Annotated in this window: 23 protein-coding genes and 1 other RNA gene; 4 read left to right on the plus strand and 20 right to left on the minus strand. The window is 36.5% G+C overall.

The window, feature by feature from the left end:
- Positions 1 to 6: 6 nt before the first annotated feature.
- From nusA to V4P55_RS06530, 19 genes are all read right to left on the minus strand, one after another.
- The gene (nusA, locus tag V4P55_RS06440; RefSeq protein ID WP_455474266.1) at positions 7 to 1,605 is read right to left on the minus strand and encodes a transcription termination factor NusA; all 1,599 of its coding nucleotides are present in this window, start codon (positions 1,603 to 1,605) and stop codon (positions 7 to 9) included.
- Positions 1,606 to 1,728: 123 nt separating this feature from the next.
- Positions 1,729 to 2,304: a ribosome maturation factor RimP gene (gene rimP, locus V4P55_RS06445; protein WP_455475068.1), complete on the minus strand. Its 576-nt coding sequence runs from the start codon at positions 2,302 to 2,304 to the stop codon at positions 1,729 to 1,731.
- A 132-nt stretch (positions 2,305 to 2,436) separates the two neighbouring features.
- Positions 2,437 to 3,135, minus strand: coding sequence for a tRNA (guanine(46)-N(7))-methyltransferase TrmB (locus V4P55_RS06450; RefSeq protein ID WP_455474268.1), 699 nt, complete (start codon positions 3,133 to 3,135; stop codon positions 2,437 to 2,439).
- Entirely contained in the window at positions 3,132 to 4,400 is a 1,269-nt protein-coding gene (metK, locus tag V4P55_RS06455; protein WP_455474269.1) for a methionine adenosyltransferase, read from the minus strand. The genes V4P55_RS06450 and metK overlap by 4 nt, the downstream gene beginning before the upstream one ends.
- A 128-nt stretch (positions 4,401 to 4,528) precedes the next feature.
- On the minus strand, positions 4,529 to 4,945 hold the full coding sequence (locus V4P55_RS06460; RefSeq protein WP_455474271.1) for a helix-turn-helix domain-containing protein: 417 nt from the start codon (positions 4,943 to 4,945) through the stop codon (positions 4,529 to 4,531).
- Between the two features lie 146 nt (positions 4,946 to 5,091).
- Positions 5,092 to 6,711 (minus strand): apolipoprotein N-acyltransferase, encoded by a 1,620-nt coding sequence (lnt, locus tag V4P55_RS06465; RefSeq protein ID WP_455474272.1) that lies wholly within the window; start codon positions 6,709 to 6,711, stop codon positions 5,092 to 5,094.
- A 1-nt stretch (position 6,712) separates the two neighbouring features.
- The gene (locus tag V4P55_RS06470; RefSeq protein WP_455474273.1) at positions 6,713 to 7,711 is read right to left on the minus strand and encodes a hemolysin family protein; all 999 of its coding nucleotides are present in this window, start codon (positions 7,709 to 7,711) and stop codon (positions 6,713 to 6,715) included.
- A gap of 107 nt (positions 7,712 to 7,818) precedes the next feature.
- The gene (gene ybeY, locus V4P55_RS06475; protein ID WP_455474274.1) at positions 7,819 to 8,295 is read right to left on the minus strand and encodes an rRNA maturation RNase YbeY; all 477 of its coding nucleotides are present in this window, start codon (positions 8,293 to 8,295) and stop codon (positions 7,819 to 7,821) included.
- Positions 8,292 to 9,416 carry a PhoH family protein gene (locus tag V4P55_RS06480; protein WP_455474275.1) on the minus strand — a complete coding sequence of 375 codons (1,125 nt, stop codon included), beginning with the start codon at positions 9,414 to 9,416 and terminating at the stop codon, positions 8,292 to 8,294. Before V4P55_RS06480 ends, ybeY begins: the two co-directional genes overlap by 4 nt.
- A 137-nt stretch (positions 9,417 to 9,553) precedes the next feature.
- The gene (miaB, locus tag V4P55_RS06485) at positions 9,554 to 10,930 is read right to left on the minus strand and encodes a tRNA (N6-isopentenyl adenosine(37)-C2)-methylthiotransferase MiaB (RefSeq protein WP_455474276.1); all 1,377 of its coding nucleotides are present in this window, start codon (positions 10,928 to 10,930) and stop codon (positions 9,554 to 9,556) included.
- A gap of 32 nt (positions 10,931 to 10,962) precedes the next feature.
- Positions 10,963 to 11,454, minus strand: coding sequence for a ribosomal protein S18-alanine N-acetyltransferase (gene rimI / locus V4P55_RS06490; protein ID WP_455474277.1), 492 nt, complete (start codon positions 11,452 to 11,454; stop codon positions 10,963 to 10,965).
- Positions 11,454 to 12,137 carry a tRNA (adenosine(37)-N6)-threonylcarbamoyltransferase complex dimerization subunit type 1 TsaB gene (gene tsaB / locus V4P55_RS06495; RefSeq protein ID WP_455474278.1) on the minus strand — a complete coding sequence of 228 codons (684 nt, stop codon included), beginning with the start codon at positions 12,135 to 12,137 and terminating at the stop codon, positions 11,454 to 11,456. Before tsaB ends, rimI begins: the two co-directional genes overlap by 1 nt.
- Positions 12,138 to 12,873: 736 nt before the next feature.
- Positions 12,874 to 13,479 (minus strand): recombination mediator RecR, encoded by a 606-nt coding sequence (recR, locus tag V4P55_RS06500; RefSeq protein WP_455474279.1) that lies wholly within the window; start codon positions 13,477 to 13,479, stop codon positions 12,874 to 12,876.
- A 36-nt stretch (positions 13,480 to 13,515) separates the two neighbouring features.
- Positions 13,516 to 13,836 carry a YbaB/EbfC family nucleoid-associated protein gene (locus V4P55_RS06505; protein ID WP_455474280.1) on the minus strand — a complete coding sequence of 107 codons (321 nt, stop codon included), beginning with the start codon at positions 13,834 to 13,836 and terminating at the stop codon, positions 13,516 to 13,518.
- A 14-nt stretch (positions 13,837 to 13,850) separates the two neighbouring features.
- The gene (locus V4P55_RS06510; protein ID WP_455475069.1) at positions 13,851 to 15,746 is read right to left on the minus strand and encodes a DNA polymerase III subunit gamma/tau; all 1,896 of its coding nucleotides are present in this window, start codon (positions 15,744 to 15,746) and stop codon (positions 13,851 to 13,853) included.
- 233 nt (positions 15,747 to 15,979) lie between these two features.
- Positions 15,980 to 16,077, minus strand: an RNA gene (gene ffs, locus V4P55_RS06515) — signal recognition particle sRNA small type.
- A gap of 538 nt (positions 16,078 to 16,615) precedes the next feature.
- Complete coding sequence (locus V4P55_RS06520) at positions 16,616 to 17,023, minus strand: hypothetical protein (protein WP_455474281.1); 408 nt, start codon at positions 17,021 to 17,023, stop codon at positions 16,616 to 16,618.
- Positions 17,024 to 17,519: 496 nt separating this feature from the next.
- A complete protein-coding gene (locus V4P55_RS06525; RefSeq protein ID WP_455474282.1) occupies positions 17,520 to 18,386 on the minus strand; it encodes a prephenate dehydratase in 867 nt (288 codons plus the stop codon).
- Positions 18,383 to 19,114, minus strand: coding sequence for a 3-deoxy-manno-octulosonate cytidylyltransferase (locus tag V4P55_RS06530; protein ID WP_455475070.1), 732 nt, complete (start codon positions 19,112 to 19,114; stop codon positions 18,383 to 18,385). Before V4P55_RS06530 ends, V4P55_RS06525 begins: the two co-directional genes overlap by 4 nt.
- A 110-nt stretch (positions 19,115 to 19,224) precedes the next feature.
- Here V4P55_RS06530 and V4P55_RS06535 point away from each other — a divergent pair, with 110 nt between their 5' ends.
- The 4 genes from V4P55_RS06535 to V4P55_RS06550 all read left to right on the plus strand — a co-directional run bounded on the left by V4P55_RS06535 (position 19,225) and on the right by V4P55_RS06550 (position 23,823).
- Positions 19,225 to 19,791, plus strand: coding sequence for a c-type cytochrome (locus tag V4P55_RS06535; RefSeq protein WP_455474283.1), 567 nt, complete (start codon positions 19,225 to 19,227; stop codon positions 19,789 to 19,791).
- A 161-nt stretch (positions 19,792 to 19,952) separates the two neighbouring features.
- Positions 19,953 to 21,074 carry a microcin C ABC transporter permease YejB gene (locus tag V4P55_RS06540; RefSeq protein WP_455474284.1) on the plus strand — a complete coding sequence of 374 codons (1,122 nt, stop codon included), beginning with the start codon at positions 19,953 to 19,955 and terminating at the stop codon, positions 21,072 to 21,074.
- Positions 21,074 to 22,216 (plus strand): ABC transporter permease, encoded by a 1,143-nt coding sequence (locus V4P55_RS06545; RefSeq protein WP_455474285.1) that lies wholly within the window; start codon positions 21,074 to 21,076, stop codon positions 22,214 to 22,216. Before V4P55_RS06540 ends, V4P55_RS06545 begins: the two co-directional genes overlap by 1 nt.
- Complete coding sequence (locus V4P55_RS06550) at positions 22,213 to 23,823, plus strand: ABC transporter ATP-binding protein (protein WP_455474286.1); 1,611 nt, start codon at positions 22,213 to 22,215, stop codon at positions 23,821 to 23,823. The genes V4P55_RS06545 and V4P55_RS06550 overlap by 4 nt, the downstream gene beginning before the upstream one ends.
- Here V4P55_RS06550 and V4P55_RS06555 read toward each other — a convergent pair.
- Positions 23,769 to 24,557 carry a molybdopterin-synthase adenylyltransferase MoeB gene (locus tag V4P55_RS06555; protein ID WP_455474288.1) on the minus strand — a complete coding sequence of 263 codons (789 nt, stop codon included), beginning with the start codon at positions 24,555 to 24,557 and terminating at the stop codon, positions 23,769 to 23,771. The genes V4P55_RS06550 and V4P55_RS06555 overlap by 55 nt on opposite strands.
- Between the last annotated feature and the right edge of the window lie 47 nt (positions 24,558 to 24,604).

The raw sequence follows: 24,604 nt of genomic DNA on the forward strand, positions 1-24,604 counted from the left end.
TCCATATTATAAATTATCTATTTTTTCGTTTTCTACAGAGTTCTCTGTAACAAGATCAGAATGATCTATCCAACCTGCTTGTACACGTGCAGACAAAATCATAGCCTCTGCATCTGCTCGTGTAATATCAAACGGTGTGAGTATACCAGAAAAATTTTGTGTTTGTCCTTCTTTGCGTTCTCTCCAGCCTGCTAAGTCATCGACTGCATAGCCTGCAAAATCTTCCATGGTTTTCACGCCATCTTCTCCAATAGCAACTAACATAGCATTTGTCATTCCAGGAAGTGTTCGCAATTCATCAGAGACACCAAGCTGTTTGCGCTTTTCATCAAGTTCTTTTTCTTTGCGTTCTAGATATTCGCGTGCACGACTTTGGATTTCTGTCGCAGTTTCATGGTCAAAGCCATCAATGGAAGCAATTTCTTCAAGGTCAATATAAGCAACTTCTTCAATAGAGGAGAAGCCTTCTGATGCTATAACTTGTCCGATCATTTCATCAACATCTAAAGATTCCATAAACAGCTTGCTGCGTTCAGTAAATTCTTTTTGGCGGTTTTCAGATTCCTCTTGTTCTGTTAAAATATCAATATTCCACCCGGTTAATTGCGAAGCTAAACGAACATTTTGTCCGCGCCGACCAATAGCAAGACTGAGCTGGTCATCAGGTACAACCACTTCAATACGTTCTGCATCTTCATCAAGAACAACTTTGGAAACTTCAGCAGGTTGTAATGCATTGACTATAAATGTTGCGGCATCAGGTGACCATGGGATAATATCTATTTTTTCACCTTGTAATTCTGAAACAACAGCTTGAACGCGGCTACCTCGCATTCCAACACATGCTCCAACAGGGTCAATAGAACCATCACGTGAAACAACAGCAATTTTAGCACGTGAACCTGGATCGCGTGAAACAGATTTGATTTCTATAATTCCATCATAGATTTCTGGTACTTCCATGGTGAAAAGTTTTACTATAAACTGAGGGTGTGTGCGAGAAAGAAAAATTTGTGGACCTCTTGATTCACGATGCACATCGCTAACAAAAGCACGAATACGATCTCCATAGCGAAAAGATTCGCGTGGGATGAGTTCATCACGTCGCACAATGGCTTCTCCGCGTCCTAAATCAACAACAACATTGCCATATTCTACACGTTTTACGGTACCAGAGATAATTTCACCAACCTTATTTTTGAATTCTTCGTATTGCTGATCGCGTTCTGCATCACGTACTTTTTGAACAATAACTTGCTTAGCAGATTGTGCTGCAATACGTCCAAAATCCATGGGTGGTAAAAGGTCAGGTAAAAAATCACCAATTTTTGCATCTGCTTGACGTTTAAGCGCATCAGATAAAGTAATTTCAGTTGTATAGTCTTCAACGATATCAACAATTTTAAGCAAGCGCTGTAATTTAATTTCACCTGTTTTGGAATTGATTTCAGCACGGATATTGGTTTCTTGACCATAACGAGAACGCGCTGCTTTCTGAATAGCATCAGCCATAGCAGAAATAACAATTTCACGGTCAATCGACTTTTCACGTGCAACAGCATCTGCTATTTGCAGAATTTCAAGCCTGTTAGCGCTTATAGCCATCGATTCTCTCCTTCTTTGTGCCACATGATAGGCATGGATTCCAGCGATATTAATCTTATAATTTTATTTCCTATTTTTGAAACGTCAGGATGATCTTGGAAAATTAATTATCGACTTCAATCTTTATTTTTTCAATGCATTATGAATGAGCTCATCGGTAAGAACCAAATGTGCATCAATGATGTTATCAAAAGGAATAGAGATAGACATAGTTTCTCCAGAAGTAACTTGATTAGTGTTTAAGGTAAAATCATCTTTTGTGATATTTGTAAGTGATCCACGAAATTTTCGACGTCCATCAATTGTTATTTTTGTTTCAACTTTTGCAATATGTCCCTGCCAATTAAAAAAATCAGATTTTCTTACCAATGGGCGATCAATTCCGGGAGATGAGATTTCCAAATGATATTTGCGTTCAATAACGTTTTGTACGTCAAGAAGAGGTGATACAGTTCGGCTAATAGTTTCGCAATCTTCTATTGTCATGGAGCCATCAGCACGCTCTGCCATAATCTGAAGTGTTAAGCCATTTAAGCCGAGAAGTTTGACACGAACCAAACGAAACCCTAAAGGTTTAAGCACTGGTGTAACAAGAGCAGCAACCTGTGCTTCTACGCCATTCTCCTCAAATAAACGTGGTTCGTCAATATCGTTAATTATTTTAGTTTCGTTCATATAATTTATATAAGTTGGTTTTATAACTTTATGACATTCAATAAAAAAGAGCGGATTGAAACAACCCACTCTCCATCATAAGATCAAGAATTCACTCATTGATACTCTTAAATTGATTTTTTTTCAAGTTGTTTATAAATGAAAGCATTTTATTATTTATTTCTTAATGAAAGTAAGATAGGCAGGTGTTCGTCCTTCACGTAAAGCTTTTGCTTCATAACGAGTGCTTGACCATAAAGGGTAAGGAGCTTTCCAGTCTTTAGAGTTTTCAGCCTCCCACTCAAAACTCTGGTGATGGATAAAATGGTACAGAGTCCAGTTAACATAGCTATCTATATCGCTGGCAAAACGAAGCTTTTTACCTGTTTTTAGAACGCGAGCAAAACGGTTCAAATTTTTTATGTTGATAAAGCGTCGTTTCCAGTGCTTTCTTTTAGGCCACGGATCAGGATAAAAAAGATCTATCCCATCAAGTGATTCATTTGGTAACCAATCAAGGAGACGTGTAGCATCGTCATCATAAAGGCGAAGATGATTTTGATGTTGTTCATGTTGTTCAATCGACATTAACATTTTTGCCATGCCGTTGATAAAAGGTTCTACACCGATAAAACCAGTTTGTGGAAAATGCGCCATTTCATGAAGCAAATGTTCACCTCCACCAAAGCCAATTTCAAGACGAACTTCTTTTACTTGAATAAAAAATAAAGATTTCAGGTCTGAAGGTGTTGGACTATTTAAGTCTATTTTAAGAATTGGAAGTAACATTTTTATACGCGTACGCTGACTACTTCGTAACTGTTTTCCTTGTCGTCGACCAAAAAAAGCTTCACTTGTACGTGTTTGATAGATCATGAGGTTTTAATCATCGTTTGCAGTGTTTGAATAAGATCAGTTTTTTCCCATGAAAAGGAACCATCATCTTTTGGTTTGCGTCCAAAGTGTCCGTAAGCGGCTGTTTTTGCGTAAATGGGTTTGTTTAAACCGAGATGTTTTCTAATACCAGTTGGTGAAAGATCAATTATTTTGCGGATTGTATCTTCGAGAATATCCTCATCAACTTTTCCTGTTCCATGAAGATTAATATAAATAGATAAGGGCTGTGCAACACCGATTGCGTAAGAGAGTTGGATAGTGCATCGCTCCGCTAAATCAGCTGCAACAATATTTTTAGCTAGATATCGTGCTGCATAAGCTGCAGAACGGTCAACTTTTGTGGTATCTTTTCCTGAAAACGCTCCTCCACCATGGGGTGCTGCGCCGCCATAAGTGTCAACAATAATTTTTCGTCCTGTTAATCCTGCATCGCTTCTCGGTCCACCAATAACAAACTTTCCTGTTGGATTAATATACCAACTGCATTGATCAGAAATAGGAATATCATGCAAAGCTTGACGAATATAAGGTTCAACCACTGTTCGTACTTTATGAGAACTCCAATTTTCATCTAAATGTTGTGTTGACAAAACGATGGATGTTACCTCTAAAGGTTTTCCATTTTTATAACGTATCGTTATTTGGCTTTTAGCATCTGGTCCTAATTTGCCACTTTCTCCTTCTTTTTTGTGTCGCGCTTGGGCTAAAAGCTTTAAAATTTTATGCGCATAATAAATTGGCGCAGGCATAAGATCTGGTGTTTCACGGCAAGCATATCCAAACATGATGCCTTGATCTCCAGCTCCTTCTTCGCCGTGTCGATCTATAGCGTTATCAACTCCTTGTGCAATATCTGTTGATTGGGGGCGCAGCAAAACATCAATTTTAACAGTCTTCCAATGGAAGCCTATTTGTTCATAGCCTATTGCACGAATAGCACGGCGTGCTACCGCACGAAAGCGAGTCGGATTAATAAGTGGAAACCCTGTTTCATCGTAGATAAATTCTCCGTTTTTATCTTTTTTTAAGAGTGTATCAGGAACACGCACTTCACCAGCAATAACAACTCTGTTTACGCTTACTAAAGTTTCACAAGCAACGCGTATTAACCATGGATCCGTACCAGTTTTTTGGGCTTCTTTGTAGATCATATCAACGATTTCATCGGAAATACGATCGCAAATTTTGTCAGGGTGTCCTTCCGATACCGATTCACTTGTAAAAAGATAATCTTGATGCGGCATAGGAATTCCTCCAAAAAAGAAAATCAATATTTTACTAAATGTTTGTTAAAATCGCCCCTCCTTTGCCAATACCATGGCAAATCGTCAATCCTAATTTGTGAGATAATCAGAGAGAAGGGTATATTCTTTTATAGCTTATCTGCTAGTTCTTCTTCTTCAGAAAGTGCCTTTGCCAAATCAATAATTTTTCGACGCACTTTGGCATCGGATATGTTTGTGAAAGCTCGCATAAGTTGGATTCCTTCGTTGCTGGAGCAAAAATCCATAAAATTATTATCGCTTTCAGCAAAGCCTTCTACGTGTTGCGTAGTCATGCCTTTATCAAAAAAATAAGAAACAGGTACATCCATAATCTCTGCGATGGCTTGAAGCCGGCTTGCTCCGATACGGTTTGTACCTTTTTCATATTTTTGGATTTGTTGAAAAGTGATGCCCAGCTTTTCTCCCAATTTTTCTTGAGTAAGTCCTAAAATATTACGGCGTAAACGAATACGAGTTCCCACGTAGATATCTATAGGATCAGGTTTTTTTTTAGTCTCGGTCATAATGCAACTCTTTATTTTCAGCGCTTTACTTCCAAACTAACATCAGATTTATGTGAGGCTAGTTTATCGTATTATTTAAATAATATGTAACATTTTTTCCCAATGTTACTGGCACACACAATATAGTACCATACATGGGCACTCGATCATTGAGGCTGTTTTGTAGAACCAAAACCAACGCGGCACAATAACATAAGAATGAACAAGATGAAAGTAGATATTATTCTACATTCATTGCTCCATATAGGGACAATTGGTGATGGGATTGGCGAATCAATAACACCAACAGCATCTTGCTTAAGAGCTATAACGATTCGCCCATAAGAATCAATGACAGCGGATATTCCATTATTAGCTGCTCGTATAAGGGGAATGCCCAGTTCAACTGCACGCAGTTGTGCTTGTTGAAGATGTTGATATGGACCAGGGGTTATATTAAACCAGGCATCGTTTGTAACGTTAATGATTGCTTGTGGAGGATAACCTTTAAAGGTCATTTCATTAGGAAATATTATTTCATAACAAATAAGAGGAAGGTAAGAAAAACCATTTGGCAATGTGACAGTTTTGCGTACATGAGCGGCAGTATATTCACTGATATCATCCTCCGCAAGAATATGAAATCCAATTTTGTTAAATAAACTTTTATAAGGAAGATATTCACCAAAAGGAACCAGATGAAGTTTATCTGAGGTGTTAAGAACATCTCCTTTTGCGTCAATAACCGCCATTGAGTTAAAATACTGTGTTTGAGAATAAGAGGCATCATAAGTGGTTCGCACAGCTCCAATAATGGCCCATTGTTTAGGTTTAAGAAAAGAAGCAATATATGTTGCAAGAGCAGGCGAATCATTGAGAATATAAGGTAGTGATGTTTCAGGCCATATAATCAAATCAGGTTCTGGCTTTTTACCATTTGTTGGTGTTATGCTCAGTTTTATATGGGCATCCAATATTTCTTCCGATAAGGTGTTATTTAATTTTTCATTTTGCGGGATAGAAGGTTGAACTACGCGTACCCAATAATTGCTTTTCTGATAATCGATTGTCGCAGATGTGGTATTGAGACGATAAAATCCAAAACCGCTATGAATTGATATGAGCGATAAACAAAGAAAAAGTGCAAATTTCTTTTTTTCATCCGTTAATAACACAGTGGGTAAGCTGTAGGCTAAAACAGCAAGAATATTCATTCCAAAAAGTCCTACGATTGCGTCTGATTGCATGAATATCGGGGTAGGCATAGCTGTATAACCAAGTGCATTCCATGGAAATCCCGTAAACAAAATAGCACGCAACCATTCTGCTAACCCTAACGCAAAAGCTAAAACAAAAAAACGTGCTATTCCCTTTGTCCATAACCAACCAACAATGAAACCAGCAAAAAACCAATAGAGAGCAAGATAAAGAGGAGGGAACAAGACAGCAAAAGGAAATGCCCATTTCAAAGTTGTTGGCTCTATTAGTAAAGCATTGCCAAGCCACCAAAGACTACAAATAAAATAGCTAAAACCAAAAGTCCCGCAACTTAAAGCATAAGTGAAGAGGCGTTTTTTATTGTTTTTAATGATGTTTATTTGATCAAGCAAAACAATAAAAACGGGAAAAGTTAAAAAGCAAATGGGCACAAAATAAAAAGGTGGAAGAGCAAAAGATGTCAATGCACCACATAAAAACACAAGTGCTTGTCGTTTCCAACCAGTAACAGAAAGCGCAAAAAGCGTGAATCTGTTCAAAAATATTTGGTCATTCTTTAAAAATGACATTTTATTTATAGTTTCCATGTTCCGAGATACGAAAAATACGCAATCGCTTAATTCGGCGTTTGTCAGCTTCTAAAATACGGAATTGATAACCTGGTATAGTGTCAATAATTTCACCTTTTGCAGGGATGCGATCAAGAATAGAAACAATCAAACCACCAACAGTATCAACTTCATCACCGTATTTTGCTACGATAAAATCAGATCCAAGAGCTTTTTCTACATCTTTGAGTTCGGTCCTCGCGTCAACAAGCCATCTATTGTTTGGCTCTTTTATAATGGCATTATTGACATCATCATGTTCATCTTCAATATCTCCAACAACTAATTCGACGATATCTTCCATGGAAACTAAACCATCCGTGCCACCGTGTTCATCAATAACCAAAGCCATTTGTGTTCTTGTAGCTTGCATACGTGTTAGTAATTTGTTTGCCATCATGGAACCTGGAACAAAGAGAACTGTTCGTATGATATCCAATTCTCCAATTGGTGTACTCAAATCTATATGATTTAATTGAAAGAAATCAGATGTTTGATCCATTTTGGCTGATTTAGTAATAAAGTGAGTCATATAATTCAGGATATCACGAATATGGACCATTCCTCGTGGATCATCCAAAGTTTCAGCATAAACAGGCATACGAGAATGTCCAATTTTTGCAAAACATTTAAGGGCTTCTCCAAGAGAAGTATTAATTTCTAATGCTTCAATTTCAGAACGTGGAATCATAACATCATCAACGCGTGCCTCGCGCAATTGTAAAATATTGTGCAGCATAATACGTTCTTCTGGTGAGAAAGAAGACGTATCTTTGTCGTTATCAGCGGAAAGTGCAACAGTAAGGTTATCACGTGGTGATGTATAATTGCGTCCACGTAAAAACGAAAATAAGTGATTCATTAAGGAATTTTTTTCTGTAAAATTTGCTCGCTGAGGAGGATGTTCTTCAATATTAGAAGATGTTTTATTGTTATTTTGTGCGTTAACTTTTTCTGCCATGGTTTTAAAATCTTTTAAATTTCCCTTTTTATAAAAGATACATAAGCTGTTAAAAAAAACTGTAATGGGTATAATAATATTGATTTAAAAAATCATTTTTTATAATTCTAAGACAATTCAATATAAGGATCTTTTATGAAAAGCTTTTGAAGAATTTCTTTTTCAAGCTTTTCCATTTGATAGGCTTCTTCATCTGTTGCGTGATCATAACCAAGAAGATGAAGGACACCATGTACAATCATATGCGTTAAGTGATCCTGAAAAGATTTCCTCTCTTTTGTTGCTTCAGATAAGACAGTTTCTCGTGCAATAATAATATCGCCGAGCATAAGTTTAGGAAAATCCCCAGCTTTAAGAGGAAAGGCAGGAAAAGATAACACATTCGTAGCTTCATTTTTATTGCGCCATTGTGCATTAATTTGTGCTATACGTTCGTCATCTGTAAAAAGCAGACTAATTTCGCTTACAACTTTCTCTAATGAAAGATGGTGCATCGTAGTTTTTAATGCTTTTTCAGTGATATCATAGAGTACTTGTTTATCATACCACCCAGAGCTTTCAACAGTTATATCAATTGTAATCATGACGAATAAAGTTCATTTTTTTTATAAGAAGTATGAGAAGAGTATTTTTTGTTCTCTGTAGTAGAATCACGATCATAAGCACGAACAATCGCAGCAACAAGGGGATGGCGGACAACATCCTGTTCACTAAAACGAATAATTGCAATATTTTCTACGTCTGAGAGAATGCGCATTGCTTCAATTAAACCTGATTTTTGTCCTACAGGCAAATCAATTTGGCTGATATCTCCAGTTATGATCATTCGTGTTCCTTCTCCAAGACGTGTGAGAAACATTTTCATCTGCATAGAAGTCGTGTTTTGTGCTTCATCAAGAATGACCGTCGCATGTGATAGTGTTCGTCCTCGCATGAAAGCAAGAGGAGCAATTTCCATTGTACCAGAAGCTAAAATACGTTCTACTTTCTCTATAGGCATCATATCATAGAGTGCGTCATAAAGTGGTCGTAAATATGGATCCACTTTTTCTTTGAGATCCCCAGGAAGAAAACCAAGGTGTTCTCCAGCTTCAACAGCAGGACGTGAAAGAATAATGCGTTCAATGATACCACGTTCTAGAAGCATTGCAGCATGAGCAACAGCAAGATATGTCTTTCCTGTTCCGGCTGGTCCTACACCAAAAACAAGTTCATTGCTTTCCATTGCACGTATATAAGCATCTTGAGTTGCAGTTCGAGCATGGATTACTTTTTTATGCGTACTTAATCGCGCCGGTGTACGTTTTTTTATAGGATCTGTTGTTATGAGCGATTCTTGCTGTTCTTGCAGCAAATTTGCCATAGAAATCGCTCCTTTGATATCTGATAAAGTAAACTCTTGATGTGTTTTGGCTAATTCATAAAGCTGCTGTAATACATGTTGCGCTTGTTTTATGGCAGCAGTTTCACCTCGGATTGAAACTTCATTGCCGCGCGGATGAATATGGATTCCAAGCTTTTTTTCAATATAAGCAAGATTTTCATCAAATTTACCAAAGACTGCTTTTGCATATTTATTATTTTCAAAAATTAAAACAACATGGTTAATGTCCGATGTACTTGTTTTTTTTAGGATATCAGCATTTTTAGGACAAATATCTATCTCTTCTTTAGCGTGTTTTACTTTTTCGGTCAACGCTTTCAACCTACTCTCCTATGTTTTAAAAATCTTCTATATTTTTCATAAAGTATAAGCTTTAGGTGTGATCACTTTTTTCAAGAATAAAATAATCTTCTAAGATCATTTTGAATATGCGTATTGAATATACGTAAAAAATGTATTTATATATTCGTTATTTCACCGACGAAACTATTCGAACCCGCATTTTTAATGTTGATAGGAACCACAGTACCTATGGATGCTTCTGTATCTAATACAACAGGCAAAAGCCAAGGGGAACGACCTATCATTTGTCCAGAGTGACGCCCTGCTTTTTCAATGAGAACATCAGTTTTTTGACCAATTTTAGAGTGCAAAAATGCATGCTGCTGTTCAAGAAGAAGAGCTTGTAAATGCTGAAGTCGAGTATCCTTTACAGCTTCATCAACATGATTTTTCATTGTTGCACCAACTGTTCCAGGTCGAGGTGAATATTTGAAAGAGTAAGCTGAACTATATTGCACTTGTTTTATAAGTTTAATAGTTTCTTCAAAATCTTCGTCTGTTTCTCCTGGGAAACCTACAATAAAATCACCTGAAAAAGCAATATCTGGTCGTGCAGCACGAATTTTTTCTATGATATCAAGATAATGAATACTTTTGTGTTGGCGATTCATTGCTTTTAGAATGCGGTCCGAACCTGATTGAACAGGAAGATGCAGATAAGGCATCAATATATCAAGGTCTCGGTGTGCAGCAATAAGACTGTCATCCATATCACGTGGGTGGCTAGTTGTGTAACGCAGACGCTTTAAACCATCTAGTTTAGCAAGATGATGAAGAAGATCGCCAAGACGCCAAGTTTTTCCATCAATACTTTGTCCATGCCAACCGTTTACATTTTGTCCAAGGAGCGTGATTTCTTTGACACCAGCTTCAATAAGTTGGCGTGCCTCTTCAGTAATTTGTTCGACGGATCGCGATATTTCAGCACCTCGTGTGTAAGGAACAACACAAAAAGTACAAAATTTATCGCAACCTTCTTGTACGGTTAAAAATGCACTGACACCACGTTTTCTTACAGCACGTTTATTATGAGGTGGTAAGTGAGCAAATTTGTCTTCAACAGCATAATCTGTTTCAACAATTTTTTTTCCTTGTTTTGCTTGTTTTAATAAATCTGGTAAGCGGTGATACATCTGCGGTCCAATGACAAGATCAACCGTTGGTGCGCGACGTAAAATCTCACTTCCCTCAGCTTGTGCAACACACCCCGTTACGCCGATCATCAAAGGCTTGTCAGGAGCACGTTCTTGACGCATTACCCGCAAGCGACCAAGATCAGAATAGAGTTTTTCTGCTGCTTTTTCGCGAATATGACAGGTATTAACAAGAATAAGATCAGCGTCATCTGGTGTCTGCGTAGAGACATAACCTTGTGAACTTAAACTATCAGTCATGCGCTGACTGTCATAAACATTCATCTGACATCCATAAGTTTTAATAAAAACTTTCTTTGGAGCAGCAGGGCATAGATTTTTAGGATCTTCTTGTTTCATAGTAATGTGTTTAAACTTTTTTTATATAAATCTCAATCTTTTTGCTTAAAAGTTTTTTGCATAACGATTGCGTCTATACGATTATTTTTTGCTTGATAGTAGCCAGGACGTTTAGCAATTTTCTGAAATTCAAAACGTTGATAAAGTTTTAAAGCAGAAAGATTAGTTTCTGCTACTTCTAGGAATAACTTGATAGCGCATGCGCGGTGCAGATGATGAAGTACACTATCGATAAGTAGGTGACCGATTCCTTGCCGACGGTAATGAGGAAGGACTGCAATCGTGATCATTTCTGCTTCATCAAGAATAAGACGACATAAGCAAAAACCTAAAACATGATCAGGTTGATCAATAGGATAAACTTTGTATCCAAAAATAGAGTGATCTTTTAAGAAATTATCAAATGTTTGTTTTTCCCAAGCAGGAATAAAACAGCGCTGGTGAATTTGAGAGAGAGACATGCTATCATCTGTTTGTAATGAAAAAACGTCAAAACGTTTGTGTATCAACGGAAGTTTATCCATTATTTTTGTCGCGGTAAAGCAAAATCAGTTTGTTGTTTTGCATCTGCACTGCGCAGATAGAGTGGGCGTGGTAAGCCTTGAGGTTCTTTATCTGCGGCAAGATTGGCGTAGCTTACAATATCAGCTGCTTCGCAGAAGGTTAAATCTAGTAAGATTTTTTTATTTACTTTGTTATTTTTAATATGTAGCGCAATGATATTAGCTGCTGGACCAGTTAGTTTAGCTTTTTGCGGTAAATCTTCAATAATATTTTCAATAGTGTTTAATTTAGGTGTCCCTAAAGGTGTAAGATCTGCATTAAAATTTTGATGATAAAACATATTTCTACCAGCGTCCATGACAACAGCGATTGCTGATGTGGTATTTTTATCGTTTACCTGTGCGGCTAATGCTTCAAGTGAACTTATTCCAACAGCTGGTATTTTTAATGCTAGTGCTAACGCTCTTGTTGTTGCAACACCTACACGTACGCCAGTAAATGATCCAGGTCCAATATTGATAGCGATACGATCTATTTGATTAAGGGTAATATTGGCTTGATCAGTCACCTGCATAATCTGTCCAATGAGTTTTTCAGCATGCCCTTTATTCATACGTTCGCTGATGCGGGCAATCACAGATTTATGGTGAACAAGCGCAACAGCGCAATAAATTGAAGCAGTGTCTATGGCAAGAATAAGCATAAAATATTTTATTCGAAGGATATGATAAAAAAAGATCTATAGTGTTTTTTAGTTTATTGTTCAGGTACTCATTTTTAACATAATATCATCCATAACACTACTATATTTATATAGAATGATTTTATGATTGTAAAATGAAAGAAGGCTTGTTGTTTTCCTGATACATTATTATTATTTTGCAATTTTTAAACTCTTTTAACATATTGCTTTATATGGGTGTACACCTACCTTATTTTTTATAGCATCGCATAAATAATTTTCTTTATTTTTGATCATATATACGGTCAAATATCAGTAAAAACTTCTTAAGCTATAGCCATAAAATGGCATATACTTATTATCAAAAAAATATTTCAGAATATTTAATATGTTATGTGACACAGATCAATAAATTCTAAGAGTAGACATAACAGTTATAGGAATAAGTGTGCATAGACATAAATGTGCTTGTGTTGGTCGATGATAAATAATGAATAAAGTAAAAACAGTAGAGGCTAACATTAAAATGTGCACCAACTTAATAATTATTTATTGCCATTTGAACGCTTGTGAAAGATATATGTAATGTTGAAAAACTTGTCGTACAGCATAAACACTAGCAGATAAAAACAGACATATTAGAATGCCAGGAAAAAATTATACAGGAAAGAAAGTGGTTTCTTGAGCATTTAAAATAGTTTTTATAAATTTAAACAAAAGAACAAGCAAGAAGGCTAATAATTAAGCGAGGGTAGTTTTATAGATTGGTTCTTGCTTGTAAAGCAGCAGCTAAAGTTCCATCATCAAGATAGTCTAATTCCCCCCCCACTGGTACGCCGTGGGCAAGGCGAGTAATTTTAACTGGAAAATTAGAAAGTTGATCAGTAATGTAATGAGCTGTTGTTTGTCCTTCAACGGTAGCATTAACGGCTAAAATAACCTCTGTAATTTTACCTGTTAAAACACGCTGTACTAAAGAAGCTATATTGAGTTCATCTGGACCAATCCCATCTAATGGAGATAACCGTCCGCCTAAGACATGGTAACGTGTTGCCAGAGTCCTTGCACGCTCAAGAGCCCAAAGATCCGCAATATCTTCAACAACAATAATTGTTGTATCGTCGCGACGAGAATCTGTACAAATTGAACAAGGGTTAGCTGTATCTACATTTCCACAAACAGAACAAATGCAAACTTTTTCTGCTGCAACTTGCATTGCTGTTCCCAAAGGTTCTAATAATGCTTCTTTTTTTTTTATAAGATGGAGCGCAGCACGGCGTGCTGAACGTGGACCAAGACCTGGTATCCGCGCCAAAAGTTGAATAAGACGTTCAATCTCAGGTCCTGCAGTGTGTTTTGCCATACTATTGTTCCAAAGGATTAAATAAAATTTGATTCACTAGAACAAGGGTTTTGCAGCTGGGACGGTGAATCCTGCTGCTATTCTTTGTGTCATTTCTGCTATGGCTATTTCAAGTTTCGCCCTGGCATCATTATAGGCTGCCATAATCAAATCTTCAAGCATTTCAGCTTCTTCAGGATTGAGCAATGAAGGATCAATTTTCATTACCGTTATAAGATTTTTTCCATTCAAGGTAATACTAATGAGTCCACCGCCTGCAATACCAGTTACTTCTAAATTAGCGATTTCTTGTTGAATTTTCTGCATTTTTTTTTGCATTTCTTTGGTATTTTTCATCATGTTCATTATATTACGCATTGAAGTGAAGTTCCTTATTCATTATTTATTTCATTTTTATTTTTAAGTACATTATGAGATAAATCAAGCTCATTTTCTTGCTCATTTAAGCGGACATTAACAATTTGAGATTCAGGAAAATAGTGAAGAATTTTTTCAACATTGGGATTTGCTTGTGCATGAGAAAAAAGCCTTTTTTGTGCCGCGTCACTTTTTTCTTGTAGGGTTGGTTCTCCACCTTCGTTTACTAAAGATATAGTCCAGCGATTTTTTGTCCATTGAGACAACATCTTTTCCGTATGACGGACCAATGAATGTTCTGTACCTTCAGGCAGTCTCAAAGTAATATGCCCTGGTTTAAAAGAAATGAGGTGAATATATTCTTTCACAAATATTTTGACAGTGGCCTCATTATGCTGTTCAGCTAATTGAAGAATATCATGCAAGGAATTGACAGTTGTGGTTTCTTGCTTGGTGATTTTTTCATCGGTATGTGTAGAAGAATGCGGTAAATTTGCGTTTTTTTCAGGAAAGTCAATAAGCTCAGAGTTTTCAAAAACTTTTGCTATCCTAGAGGAATTTGTGCTTTCAGGAATTTGAATTTGCGACGAACTTTTTAGACCTAAAGAACGACCTAATTGGTTTTGTGATGTGCTTAAATCATTAGGGCAAGGGTGTATATACTCTTTTTCTCCTGCTGTTGTATTATTTGCATTCGTAAATTTTGTATGAGAAGAATTTTGAACAATTGTGAGAGGTGTTTTTTCTTGTGTAAGATTTTTTAAAGCTTCATCAAGGGTTGGTAAATCAGCTGTGTACGCAAGACGAATCAATAACATTTCAGCTGCTTGAAATGGGCGAGTTGTTTGACTGACTTCTTGCAAACCTTTAAGTAACATTTGCCAGTTTCGGGATAAAACTGGGATGGAAAGTTTTTGTGAAAAGTTTAAGCTTCTTAAACGTTCTTCTTCAGTAAGCGAGTAATTTTGTGCTATCTCTGGTGTGAAGTGTAAACGTGTGACAAGATGGTTAAAGTTGGCCAATTCTGTTAATATGGTAAAAGGATTAGCGCCTGCATCGTATTGACTGCGAAATTCATGTAGTGCACTTACAACATCACCTTTCATAATGAATTCAAAAAGGTCGATAATGCGCGCTTGATCTGCTAATCCTAGCATGGTACGCACTGCTGTAGCACTGATATTTTCATTATTGCTATGAGAAATGGCCTGATCAAAAATGGATAATGCATCACGTGCAGAGCCTTCTGCTGCACGGGCAATCATGAAAAGTGCTTGATCTTCGACTTCCACATTTTCATGTTCAGCAATTTTACGTAAATGTGCACTCAAAACTGCGGATTCAATACGACGTAAATCAAAACGTTGGCAACGTGAAAGAATCGTAATAGGAACTTTACGAATTTCTGTTGTTGCAAAAATAAATTTTACATGTTCTGGTGGTTCTTCGAGCGTTTTCAATAAGCCATTAAATGCTTGCGTTGAAAGCATATGCACTTCATCAATAATATAAACTTTGTAACGTGCGGAAACAGGACGGTAACGTATTTGTTCAATAATTTCACGAATATCATCAATACCTGTATGCGAAGCTGCATCCATTTCTATGACATCAATATGACGTCCTTCAATGATTTGGGTGCAATGTTCACCAAGTTTATTTAAGGTAGTGGTTGGACGGTCAATGTCTTTTGTTTCATAGTTGAGCGCGCGTGCTAAAATACGTGCCGTTGTGGTTTTACCCACTCCGCGAATTCCTGTTAGCATCCACGCTTGTGCAATACGACCTGTTTCAAAGGCATTTGTGAGAGTACGTACCATAGCCTCTTGACCAATAAGGTCAGAAAAATTTTGAGGTCGATATTTGCGCGCGAGAACACGATAGGCTTTTTCTACCGGCATATTTCCCATCAATGATTCCAATTTTAATGCTCTTTATTGAGTCTGTTTATATAATACAAAAGCGCAAACTAACAGCATTCTCTCATACAGAAGGATTTTTTTTCAATCAAATTATTTTTGAGAGGATAGGAAAATCTACTTAAAACTGAGCCCAATTCCGTCACTTTTTATACACACAATGCTGATTTAAAGATCAAAAATCTTGACCAGAAAGCGATCAAAAAGCGCCTTATCAGACAAAAATAGGAGGCTGGTACTATGACCCGTACAAAAATCCGTTGGGGCTGCTTCTTTCCAGACCTGACCCGGTTGGCGAACTGTTCGTCCATCACCAACCTCCCAAGTTCATATTGTCAATTTAAAATGAAAAATCAAGCTAAGAAACAAAAAATGTAGCAAGAATGGTGAAAAATTTTATTTTTAGTTTAATTTTTTACTCTATGGATACCAAATAAGACCAGCGATTTATTCATATTCATTGGAATAGTTCATTTCATATTTATTTTATTCAACTTTATTCAACATTGTTGTCTATATTATACTAGATAAAATATAGAACATATTTACAGAACTAAAGCAGATTTTGCGCTTTTTCTGTTTATGATTGTAATTTGTATACGATGCAGTTTGTAATAATTGTGCGGTGATCTGATCGAAAGAGGGGATGCTATGTTATTGTTAAGAATGATTCTCATAACAAAAATAATTTAATTGATTGAAAAATCAGTTAATATTTCATTTCGTTGTACAAGAATAAAGATTTCATTTCATAGGAAATTAAGCTTTGAAAGTCTGTTATATTTGAGTTTGAAAAGAGCTTTTTCAATGTTTGGATAAGTTTACTCAGAAACTCAAATGTTTTTTTCTTGAAAATATTGTTAATCGTAATCTCCAGTATCGCAACCTATTCCTATTACTTTTTGATTAGTAATATTTTTAAAGATGTAATTTCCAGATGATGGAAAGCTTATATCAAGAGATGTTATATCTTTAAGTATAAAGATTTTATTTTTCTTATCATGTGTTATTTTCTCTTTATCATCAGCAACAATTCCTAATTTATCCAAGTCTGAAGAAGCAGAGTAGGATAAAGTAAAAGAAGCTTTTGAAGGATTAAATACCTTGCAAGAGTATTCAACGCCCTGAGGTATTATGTCAGACTTACTAATCGTAATGCTTTCATTTGGTGCAAAACTCCAGTTTTTTTCGCCAAATCCAGCAAATGCAGCATGAGAGTAAGTCAGAATATTTGCAGCTAATAATCCTTGAGTGAAGATTTTTTTCATTATATTTTCTCTTTTATTTTCGATATAATTATTTGTAAATCAGCTTTTATAAATATGAAAATACGAGTTCATCTCAGAAACGAAAGGCTCAGCTAAATTTTTTAGCTTTATAAAACTATTTTTTAAATAGTTTTCTATTTCCATTTGAAAATTTTACAATCATTCTATTGAAATAAGTTCTACGAAAGCGCATTGAGATCTTTAAAGAGCTTTTTCTCTGTTTATAAGTGGTATAAATAGAAAAAGAAACATTTATCTTTAATTTTTTGTGTTAGTGTTCGGCTCGTTAAACTGGCGTTTGCTATGATATGAATTCATTGAGGAATGTTATCAGAAAATTTGAGCTTTTCACTGTAAAAAGTTGCTATTTGTTTTTTTAAAATTCTCCTGAAAAATGGTTGAAAAAAGAGAGATAGTTTTTTTAAGGTGAACTGCGTCATAAAGTTTTTAAATTTTTTGTGTCAAAGAAAAATGATACAATTTATTTGTTATTTGTTTATTGTGCCTGCAGTGTTCGATCTTTTTTAGCAGGGTATACGCCAATAATGCGAAATTCAGTAGAAAAGAAAGATAATTCTTCTAAGGCAAGTTGCATCATAGGATCTTCAGGATGCCCTTCAATATCAACGAAAAATTGTGTTGCATTAAAGTTTCCATCAATTTGGTAGCTTTCTAATTTTGTCATATTGATACCATTTGTAGCAAATCCCCCCATAGCTTTATAAAGAGCTGCTGGTACATTGCGCACTCGAAAAAGAAGGCTTGTAATGATTTTTTCGCCATTTTGAGGTCTTGGTACATGCTGTTGAGAGCGTGAAAGAATGACAAAACGAGTTATGTTATGAAGACTATCTTCAACATTTTTTTCAAGAATATCAAGTTCATAAATTTCTGCTGCAAGAAAAGATGCTAAAGCTGCCTGTGAACGCTTAGCACTTCTTTTTATAAATTTTGCAGCTCCAGCTGTATCGGCAGCAATAACAGGCTTCCAGTTATTATTCCGTATAATGTTACGGCATTGTGCAAGAGCATGAACATGACTGTGAACGGTTTCGATTTCTTCATGTGTAACGCCAGGCAAAACAATTAATTGAAAATGAATAGGTAAAAAATATTCTCCAATGATGTAGAGAGAGGATTGTGGCAAAAGGTGATGAATATCCGCAACGCGACCAGCAAGAGTATTTTCAATTGGAATCATAGCAAGGTCAACTTGTTCACTCTTTACTAAATTGAGTGCATCTTCAAAAGTGGCAGAAGGTACCGCTTCCATATCGGGAAACGTATTAGAGCAAGCAATATGAGAATTAGCACCATATTCCCCTTGAAAAGAAATTTTATTCGTTTTTCTAGCTATTTTCATGTTAAAATTTTACGTACTTTGTCAAGATCATGCTGTGTGTCTACCCCTAAAGGAATTGTATCGATTATTTCTACATCAATACGCATGTTATGTTCTAATGCGCGCAATTGTTCAAGCTTTTCACGTTGCTCAAGTGTAGAAGGTTTGAGAGTTATAAACCGTTCAAGTGCTTCGCGTCGATAGGCGTATATTCCAATATGATGATATAGGGAACCATTTCCATAAGGCGCTGTTGCGCGGGTAAAGTAAAGAGCACGAAGGCGATTTTGAGAAAGCGGTGTACCAACAATTTTTACGATATTCGGATCTATTTTTTCTTCTTCATCAACAATTTTAGCTCCTAAAGTTGCTATATCCGTTAAGTTATTTTCTAAGGGTTGTAAAGAGCTGATAATTTCATTGGGGGTTATTGTTGGCAAATCACCTTGTAAATTCAAGATGGTATTGTATCGTTGTCCAGGGTCAATATTGGTTAGAGCTTCATAAATACGATCAGACCCAGATTTATGATCGTTACGTGTAATGATACACTCATGTCCGTAAGCTGTAACAGCTTTGGCAATGTCATTGTGATCTGTTGCAACGATAGTACGTCCTATTGCAGCTTTTTTGGCTTGTTCAGCAACATGTACGATCATTGGTTTTCCAGCGATATCAGCTAAAGCTTTTTGAGGTAAACGTGTTGATCCTATTCGAGCGGGAATAAAAATAATTGGGTCAATAACCATCATGAAATTCCAAATGTTATATGTGATGCATTTCATTTATAGTATTGTGTAATATCAAGAAAGGGTTTAAGCTAAAAGCTATAATGAAAAGTATGAACATTTGAATTTTTATGAAGAAACGCTTAATTGTTGCTTGTTTTGCTTGTGTCTGTTTGTTTTTGCTGATTATGTGGATGGTCATTCCTAAGATGAGCAATAGGGTTTATCATAACTCTGAAGCGATGCAACTTCCTCATAAAGTTACGGAAAATAATGCACTCAAAGAAAATCAGCAAATATCAGTGTCTTTTTTATCATTAAACGATCGTCTTCAACAAGGTGATTTTGAAAATGGACGTAAAATTTTTCGCCGATGTGCCGTATGCCATACTTCTTCTAAAGATAAAGGGCTGCGTCGCGTTGGTCCATCACTTTGGGAGATAGTTAATCGTCCTTTGGCGAATACAGCGGATTTTGCTTATTCACGAGCGTTGCGTGCAAATTCTGATAAAATATGGGATTTTATGACTTTAGATCATTATCTACAATCACCACGTAAAGCCTTTCCAGGAACAATAATGTCTTTTCGTGGAATCGAAAATGATCAAGATCGTGCTGACCTTTTGCTTTATTTGCGGAGTTTATCTGATCATCCTGCTTCTTTGCCAGTGGAGAATAAAGAAAATGTATTAGATTGAGTTACGTTAGAGTGCTCATTTTAGCAAAACGTGTAATATTTTTTGTAATTTAGATTTTATAAGATTAAAAAAAGATCGTTATGGATTTATAATTGGAGTCATTACTGATACATTATTTAAAATTGATTTGGTGAATCGTATCAGAAGGTAAAAATAAAAAAATGGCAGCCTATATTTTGCGGCGTCTTTTACTTATTATACCGACACTCATTGGTATCTTAACGGTGACGTTTATCATTGTTCAATTTACACCGGGTGGGCCTATTGAAAATATTATTGCTCAGCTACAAGGCGTGGGTGGTGATGCATTAGGACGAGTAGGTGGAGGGAGTGATACTGGTCTTTCTTCTGATGTTATTTTAAATGGTGCAAATGCTGGATCATATTCTTCTGGAGATTTTAAATACCGCGGTGGACAAGGGCTAGATCCAGAATTTATTGCAAAACTTGAAAAGCAATTTGGGTTTGATAGGCCTCCTTTAGAACGTTATTTTACAATGATTGGTTGTTACCTGCGGTTTGATTTTGGGGATTCTTATACACAGGGGCGTTCAGTAATTGAGCTTATTAAAAGTGCTTTACCCGTTTCCCTTTCGCTTGGGTTTTGGCATTTGCTGATTTCCTATGCTATTTCTATACCGTTAGGAATCCGTAAGGCTTTGAAAGAGGGGGAAGCTTTTGATGTATGGACAAGTACTGTTGTCATCATTGGTTATGCCATTCCAAGTTTTCTCTTTGGTGTTTTTTTAATCGTTTTTTTTGCTGGAGGCTCTTTTTTAAATTGGTTTCCATTAAGTCATTTAACGTCTGATAATTTTGACCAATTGTCTTTTGGAGGAAAAATATTAGATTACATTTATCATTTGGTTCTTCCTTTAACGGCAATGACTATTTCTGCTTTTGCTACAACGACTTTGCTAACAAAAAATTGTTTTTTAGAGGAAATTCGTCAGCAATATGTTATCACAGCGCGCGCTAAGGGGTTAAGTGAGCGTTCGATTCTTTATGGGCATGTTTTTCGCAATGCAATTTTAATTGTGATTGCGTGTTTTCCGACAACTTTTATGACATCATTTTTTAGTGGATCTTTATTGATTGAACTGCTCTATTCCCTAAATGGTATAGGGCTTTTAAGTTATACCTCTATCGTTAATCGTGATTATTCTGTTGTATTTGCTTCTCTTTATATTTTTTCGTTAATTGGTTTAGTTGTTAGTCTCATGTCTGATATCGTTTATATGCTAGTCGATCCAAGGATTGATTTTGATAAAAAGGATTTATAATGCGAGAAGAAAGATATAACAGCTCGCAAGGTTCTAAATTGCAAAAAGAGCCTTTTTTTTCTCCATTAAATGCACGCCGTTGGCATAATTTTAAGCAAAATCGGCGCGGTTGGTGGTCATTATGGATCTTTTTCTTTTTATGTTTATGTTCATTTTCAGCAGAATTTATTGCCAATGATCGTCCAATCATTGCTTATTATAAAAAAGAGCTGCTGTTTCCTATTTTTTTTGACTATTCTGATGAAAAATTTGGTGGAAATTTAATTATAGCAGATTTTCGCGATCCTTTTATTCAGAATGAAATTGCGCAACATGGTTGGGCCGTGTGGCCGCTAGTGCATTATTCTTATAATACGGTTGTAGGCAATAAAACTATGGCATTGGCACCTCCTTTTTGGCTTCAAAGCAAAGAGGAACGTTGTGTTAATTACGCACAGGGAAGTGCTGATCCAGAATGTACAATCAGTCGATGGAATTGGCTTGGGACGGATGATCTAACACGTGATATCTTTGCGCGCGCTTTATATGGTTTTCGTGTATCAATAATTTTTAGTATTCTTTTAACGCTTATTTCTACTATTATTGGTGTTACAGCAGGAGCTGTTCAGGGCTATTTTGGTGGTTGGGTTGATTTAATTTTTCAGCGGCTGATTGAAATATGGTCTTCTGTTCCTTCACTTTATTTAGTCATTATCATGGCTGCGGTTTTAGCACAGGGTTTCTGGGTGTTACTGGGAGTTATGCTTCTGTTTCAATGGGTAACATTGGTTGGGGTTGTGCGAGCAGAATTTTTGCGTGCGCGCAATTTTACCTATGTCGATGCTGCACGTGCTTTAGGGGTCCCTAATAGTGCTATAATGGTACGGCATTTATTACCGAATGCGATGGTTGCTGCTTTAACTTATATGCCATTTTTATTAACATCGGGAGTTTCATTACTCACATCGCTTGATTATTTAGGTTTTGGTCTTCCCCCTGGTTATCCTTCTTTAGGGGAATTGGTGCGGCAAGCGACTATGAACTTGAACGCTCCTTGGATTGGCATCACAGGGTTTGTTGTTATTGCTGTGATATTATCGTTATTGGCATTTATTGGCGAAGCTGCGCGAGATGCTTTTGACCCGCGGAAAACATTACAATGACAAATTTGCTTTCAGTAAGTGATCTTTCGGTGGCATTATGTCAAGCAGAAGAAAAAAAATATATCATTGAACAAATTTCTTTTGAAATTAAAGAAGGAGAAACAGTTGCTCTGGTGGGAGAATCGGGTTCTGGAAAGTCAGTAACAGCGTTATCTATTTTGCAATTATTGTCTTCGACAAAAAATCTTTATCAATCGGGCAAAATTATTTTTAATAAGCAGGATTTATTAAAAAAAACAAAAGAAGAACTGCGTAAAGTTCGTGGTAAAGATATTGCTATGATTTTTCAAGAGCCAATGACAGCTCTTAATCCTTTGCATGATGTAGAGAGCCAAATAAGTGAAGTTCTCAAAATACATGCAAATGTGCCAAATCAATTATTGCGTGCACGCGTTATTGATTTGTTGTCTCAGGTGGGAATTCGTGAACCACAAAAACGTTTAGAATCATTTCCCCACCAATTGTCGGGTGGACAACGGCAACGCGTGATGATTGCTATGGCGCTTGCAAATAACCCACAGCTTTTAATTGCTGATGAGCCGACAACAGCACTTGATGTTACGGTTCAAGCAAAAATCCTCGAACTTTTGATGCGACTTAAAAAGCGCAATAATATGTCGATGCTTTTTATTACTCATAATTTGACGATTGTACGCTGTATTGCTGATAGAGTTTATGTTATGAGGAAAGGAAAGATTGTTGAAAGTGGTTTAACAAATGAATTGTTTGAAAACCCTCAACAGCCTTATACAAAACAATTATTGGCTGCAGAACCGAAAGGATATCCACTTCAAGCAGATCATAGTGCGCCTATTTTGATGCAAGGTCAAAAAATTCGTGTTTGGTTTCCTATTAAAAAAGGTTTATTGCGCCGGACAGTGGATTCTGTAAAAGCTGTTCAGGATGTGGATATTACAATTCGTGTTGGTCAAACGCTTGGTGTTGTGGGCGAATCGGGTTCAGGAAAAACAACATTGGGGCTTGCGTTGATACGAATGTTATCTTCTAAAGGGCAGATTTTTTTTGGTGATACTGATATTAGCAATTTTACTTTTAAGCAGATGCGTCCTTTACGTCGCCATATTCAGATTGTTTTTCAAGATCCTTTCGGTTCACTTTCTCCGAGAATGTCTGTAAATGAAATTATTGCTGAAGGGTTATCAGTCCATGAACCGCAACTTTCCTATTCTGAACGCAATGATCGTGTGATTGAAGCTTTATATGAAGTTAACCTTGATCCCTCTACTCGGCATCGTTATCCACATGAATTCTCTGGTGGACAAAGACAGAGAATTGCTCTCGCACGTGCAATTATTCTCAAGCCGCGCTTCATAATGCTTGATGAGCCAACATCTTCTCTTGATGTAAGTATACAGGCCCAGATTATTGATCTTTTACGTCATTTACAACAAAAATATCATTTAGGTTATCTATTTATTAGTCATGATTTGAAAGTTGTTAAAGCGTTGGCGCATGAAGTGATTGTTATGCGCAACGGAGAAATGGTTGAGCATGGTTGTGCTGATCATATTTTTTCTAAACCTAAAAATGCTTATACAAAGGCTTTGATGTCTGCCGCATTTGCGTTAGAATCTGATCGCTTATAGGTGATTGTATTAAATTGTGCTGATAATCCATTATAGAGAAGAATTTTTCCTACTAAAGGCTGGCCGATGTTGGTAATAAGTTTAATGGCTTCCATTGCTTGCAATGTTCCAATCACTCCAGGTAAAGCTCCGATGATTCCAGCTTCAGCACATGTTGGAATAATACCAGGCGCTGGAGGGTTCGGGAATAAATCACGATAGTGAGGATTATTGTCTTTATACGGCATGAGCACTGTTAGTGATCCATTAAAACGTTCTACAGCTCCGCTTATTAAAGGTTTTTCGCATTGAGCAGCATGATCAGCAAGCAGATAATGTGTGGCGAAATTATCACTTCCATCAATAATTATATGATAGGCGTTTAATAGTTTATCCACATTACTTTTATCCAAGCGTAAATAGTGTTTTTCAACTGCAACATGGGGATTTATTGCTTCTATAGTAGCTTTGGCACTGTCAGTTTTGCATTGATTAATTGTGTCTGTTTTATGAATCACTTGGCGCTGTAAATTGGAGCGTGAAACGATGTCGTCATCAACAATTCCAAGAGTGCCAACGCCTGCTGCAGCCAAATAAATTAGAGCCGGCGCACCAAGACCCCCTGCACCAATGACAAGAACGCGCGCAGCCTTAAGCTTTTGTTGTCCTATCCCACCAATTTCCGGCAAAATAATGTGGCGTGCGTAACGTTCAATTTCTTCATTACTTAATTTTTTCTCAGCGTCTTGTATCATCAGCTTTCTCTTGTCATAGTTCCTTTATTGTTTACTAAATTTATTGC

The organism is Bartonella sp. B30(2025), from assembly GCF_053793825.1.

Excerpts from the sequence above, each read along its gene's own strand:
- V4P55_RS06520 (WP_455474281.1), bottom strand. The coding sequence starts at position 17,023 with ATGAAAAAAATCTTCACTCAAGGATTATTAGCTGCAAATATTCTGACT.
- V4P55_RS06540 (WP_455474284.1), top strand. The coding sequence starts at position 19,953 with ATGGCAGCCTATATTTTGCGGCGTCTTTTACTTATTATACCGACACTC.
- V4P55_RS06505 (WP_455474280.1), bottom strand. The coding sequence starts at position 13,836 with ATGCGTAATATAATGAACATGATGAAAAATACCAAAGAAATGCAAAAA.
- recR (WP_455474279.1), bottom strand. The coding sequence starts at position 13,479 with ATGGCAAAACACACTGCAGGACCTGAGATTGAACGTCTTATTCAACTT.
- ybeY (WP_455474274.1), bottom strand. The coding sequence starts at position 8,295 with ATGATTACAATTGATATAACTGTTGAAAGCTCTGGGTGGTATGATAAA.
- V4P55_RS06545 (WP_455474285.1), top strand. The coding sequence starts at position 21,074 with ATGCGAGAAGAAAGATATAACAGCTCGCAAGGTTCTAAATTGCAAAAA.
- V4P55_RS06555 (WP_455474288.1), bottom strand. The coding sequence starts at position 24,557 with ATGATACAAGACGCTGAGAAAAAATTAAGTAATGAAGAAATTGAACGT.
- V4P55_RS06550 (WP_455474286.1), top strand. The coding sequence starts at position 22,213 with ATGACAAATTTGCTTTCAGTAAGTGATCTTTCGGTGGCATTATGTCAA.
- V4P55_RS06460 (WP_455474271.1), bottom strand. The coding sequence starts at position 4,945 with ATGACCGAGACTAAAAAAAAACCTGATCCTATAGATATCTACGTGGGA.
- V4P55_RS06450 (WP_455474268.1), bottom strand. The coding sequence starts at position 3,135 with ATGATCTATCAAACACGTACAAGTGAAGCTTTTTTTGGTCGACGACAA.
- V4P55_RS06525 (WP_455474282.1), bottom strand. The coding sequence starts at position 18,386 with ATGAAAATAGCTAGAAAAACGAATAAAATTTCTTTTCAAGGGGAATAT.
- V4P55_RS06535 (WP_455474283.1), top strand. The coding sequence starts at position 19,225 with ATGAAGAAACGCTTAATTGTTGCTTGTTTTGCTTGTGTCTGTTTGTTT.
- rimI (WP_455474277.1), bottom strand. The coding sequence starts at position 11,454 with ATGGATAAACTTCCGTTGATACACAAACGTTTTGACGTTTTTTCATTA.
- nusA (WP_455474266.1), bottom strand. The coding sequence starts at position 1,605 with ATGGCTATAAGCGCTAACAGGCTTGAAATTCTGCAAATAGCAGATGCT.
- metK (WP_455474269.1), bottom strand. The coding sequence starts at position 4,400 with ATGCCGCATCAAGATTATCTTTTTACAAGTGAATCGGTATCGGAAGGA.
- V4P55_RS06470 (WP_455474273.1), bottom strand. The coding sequence starts at position 7,711 with ATGGCAGAAAAAGTTAACGCACAAAATAACAATAAAACATCTTCTAAT.
- V4P55_RS06530 (WP_455475070.1), bottom strand. The coding sequence starts at position 19,114 with ATGGTTATTGACCCAATTATTTTTATTCCCGCTCGAATAGGATCAACA.
- tsaB (WP_455474278.1), bottom strand. The coding sequence starts at position 12,137 with ATGCTTATTCTTGCCATAGACACTGCTTCAATTTATTGCGCTGTTGCG.
- V4P55_RS06510 (WP_455475069.1), bottom strand. The coding sequence starts at position 15,746 with ATGGGAAATATGCCGGTAGAAAAAGCCTATCGTGTTCTCGCGCGCAAA.
- miaB (WP_455474276.1), bottom strand. The coding sequence starts at position 10,930 with ATGAAACAAGAAGATCCTAAAAATCTATGCCCTGCTGCTCCAAAGAAA.
- lnt (WP_455474272.1), bottom strand. The coding sequence starts at position 6,711 with ATGTCATTTTTAAAGAATGACCAAATATTTTTGAACAGATTCACGCTT.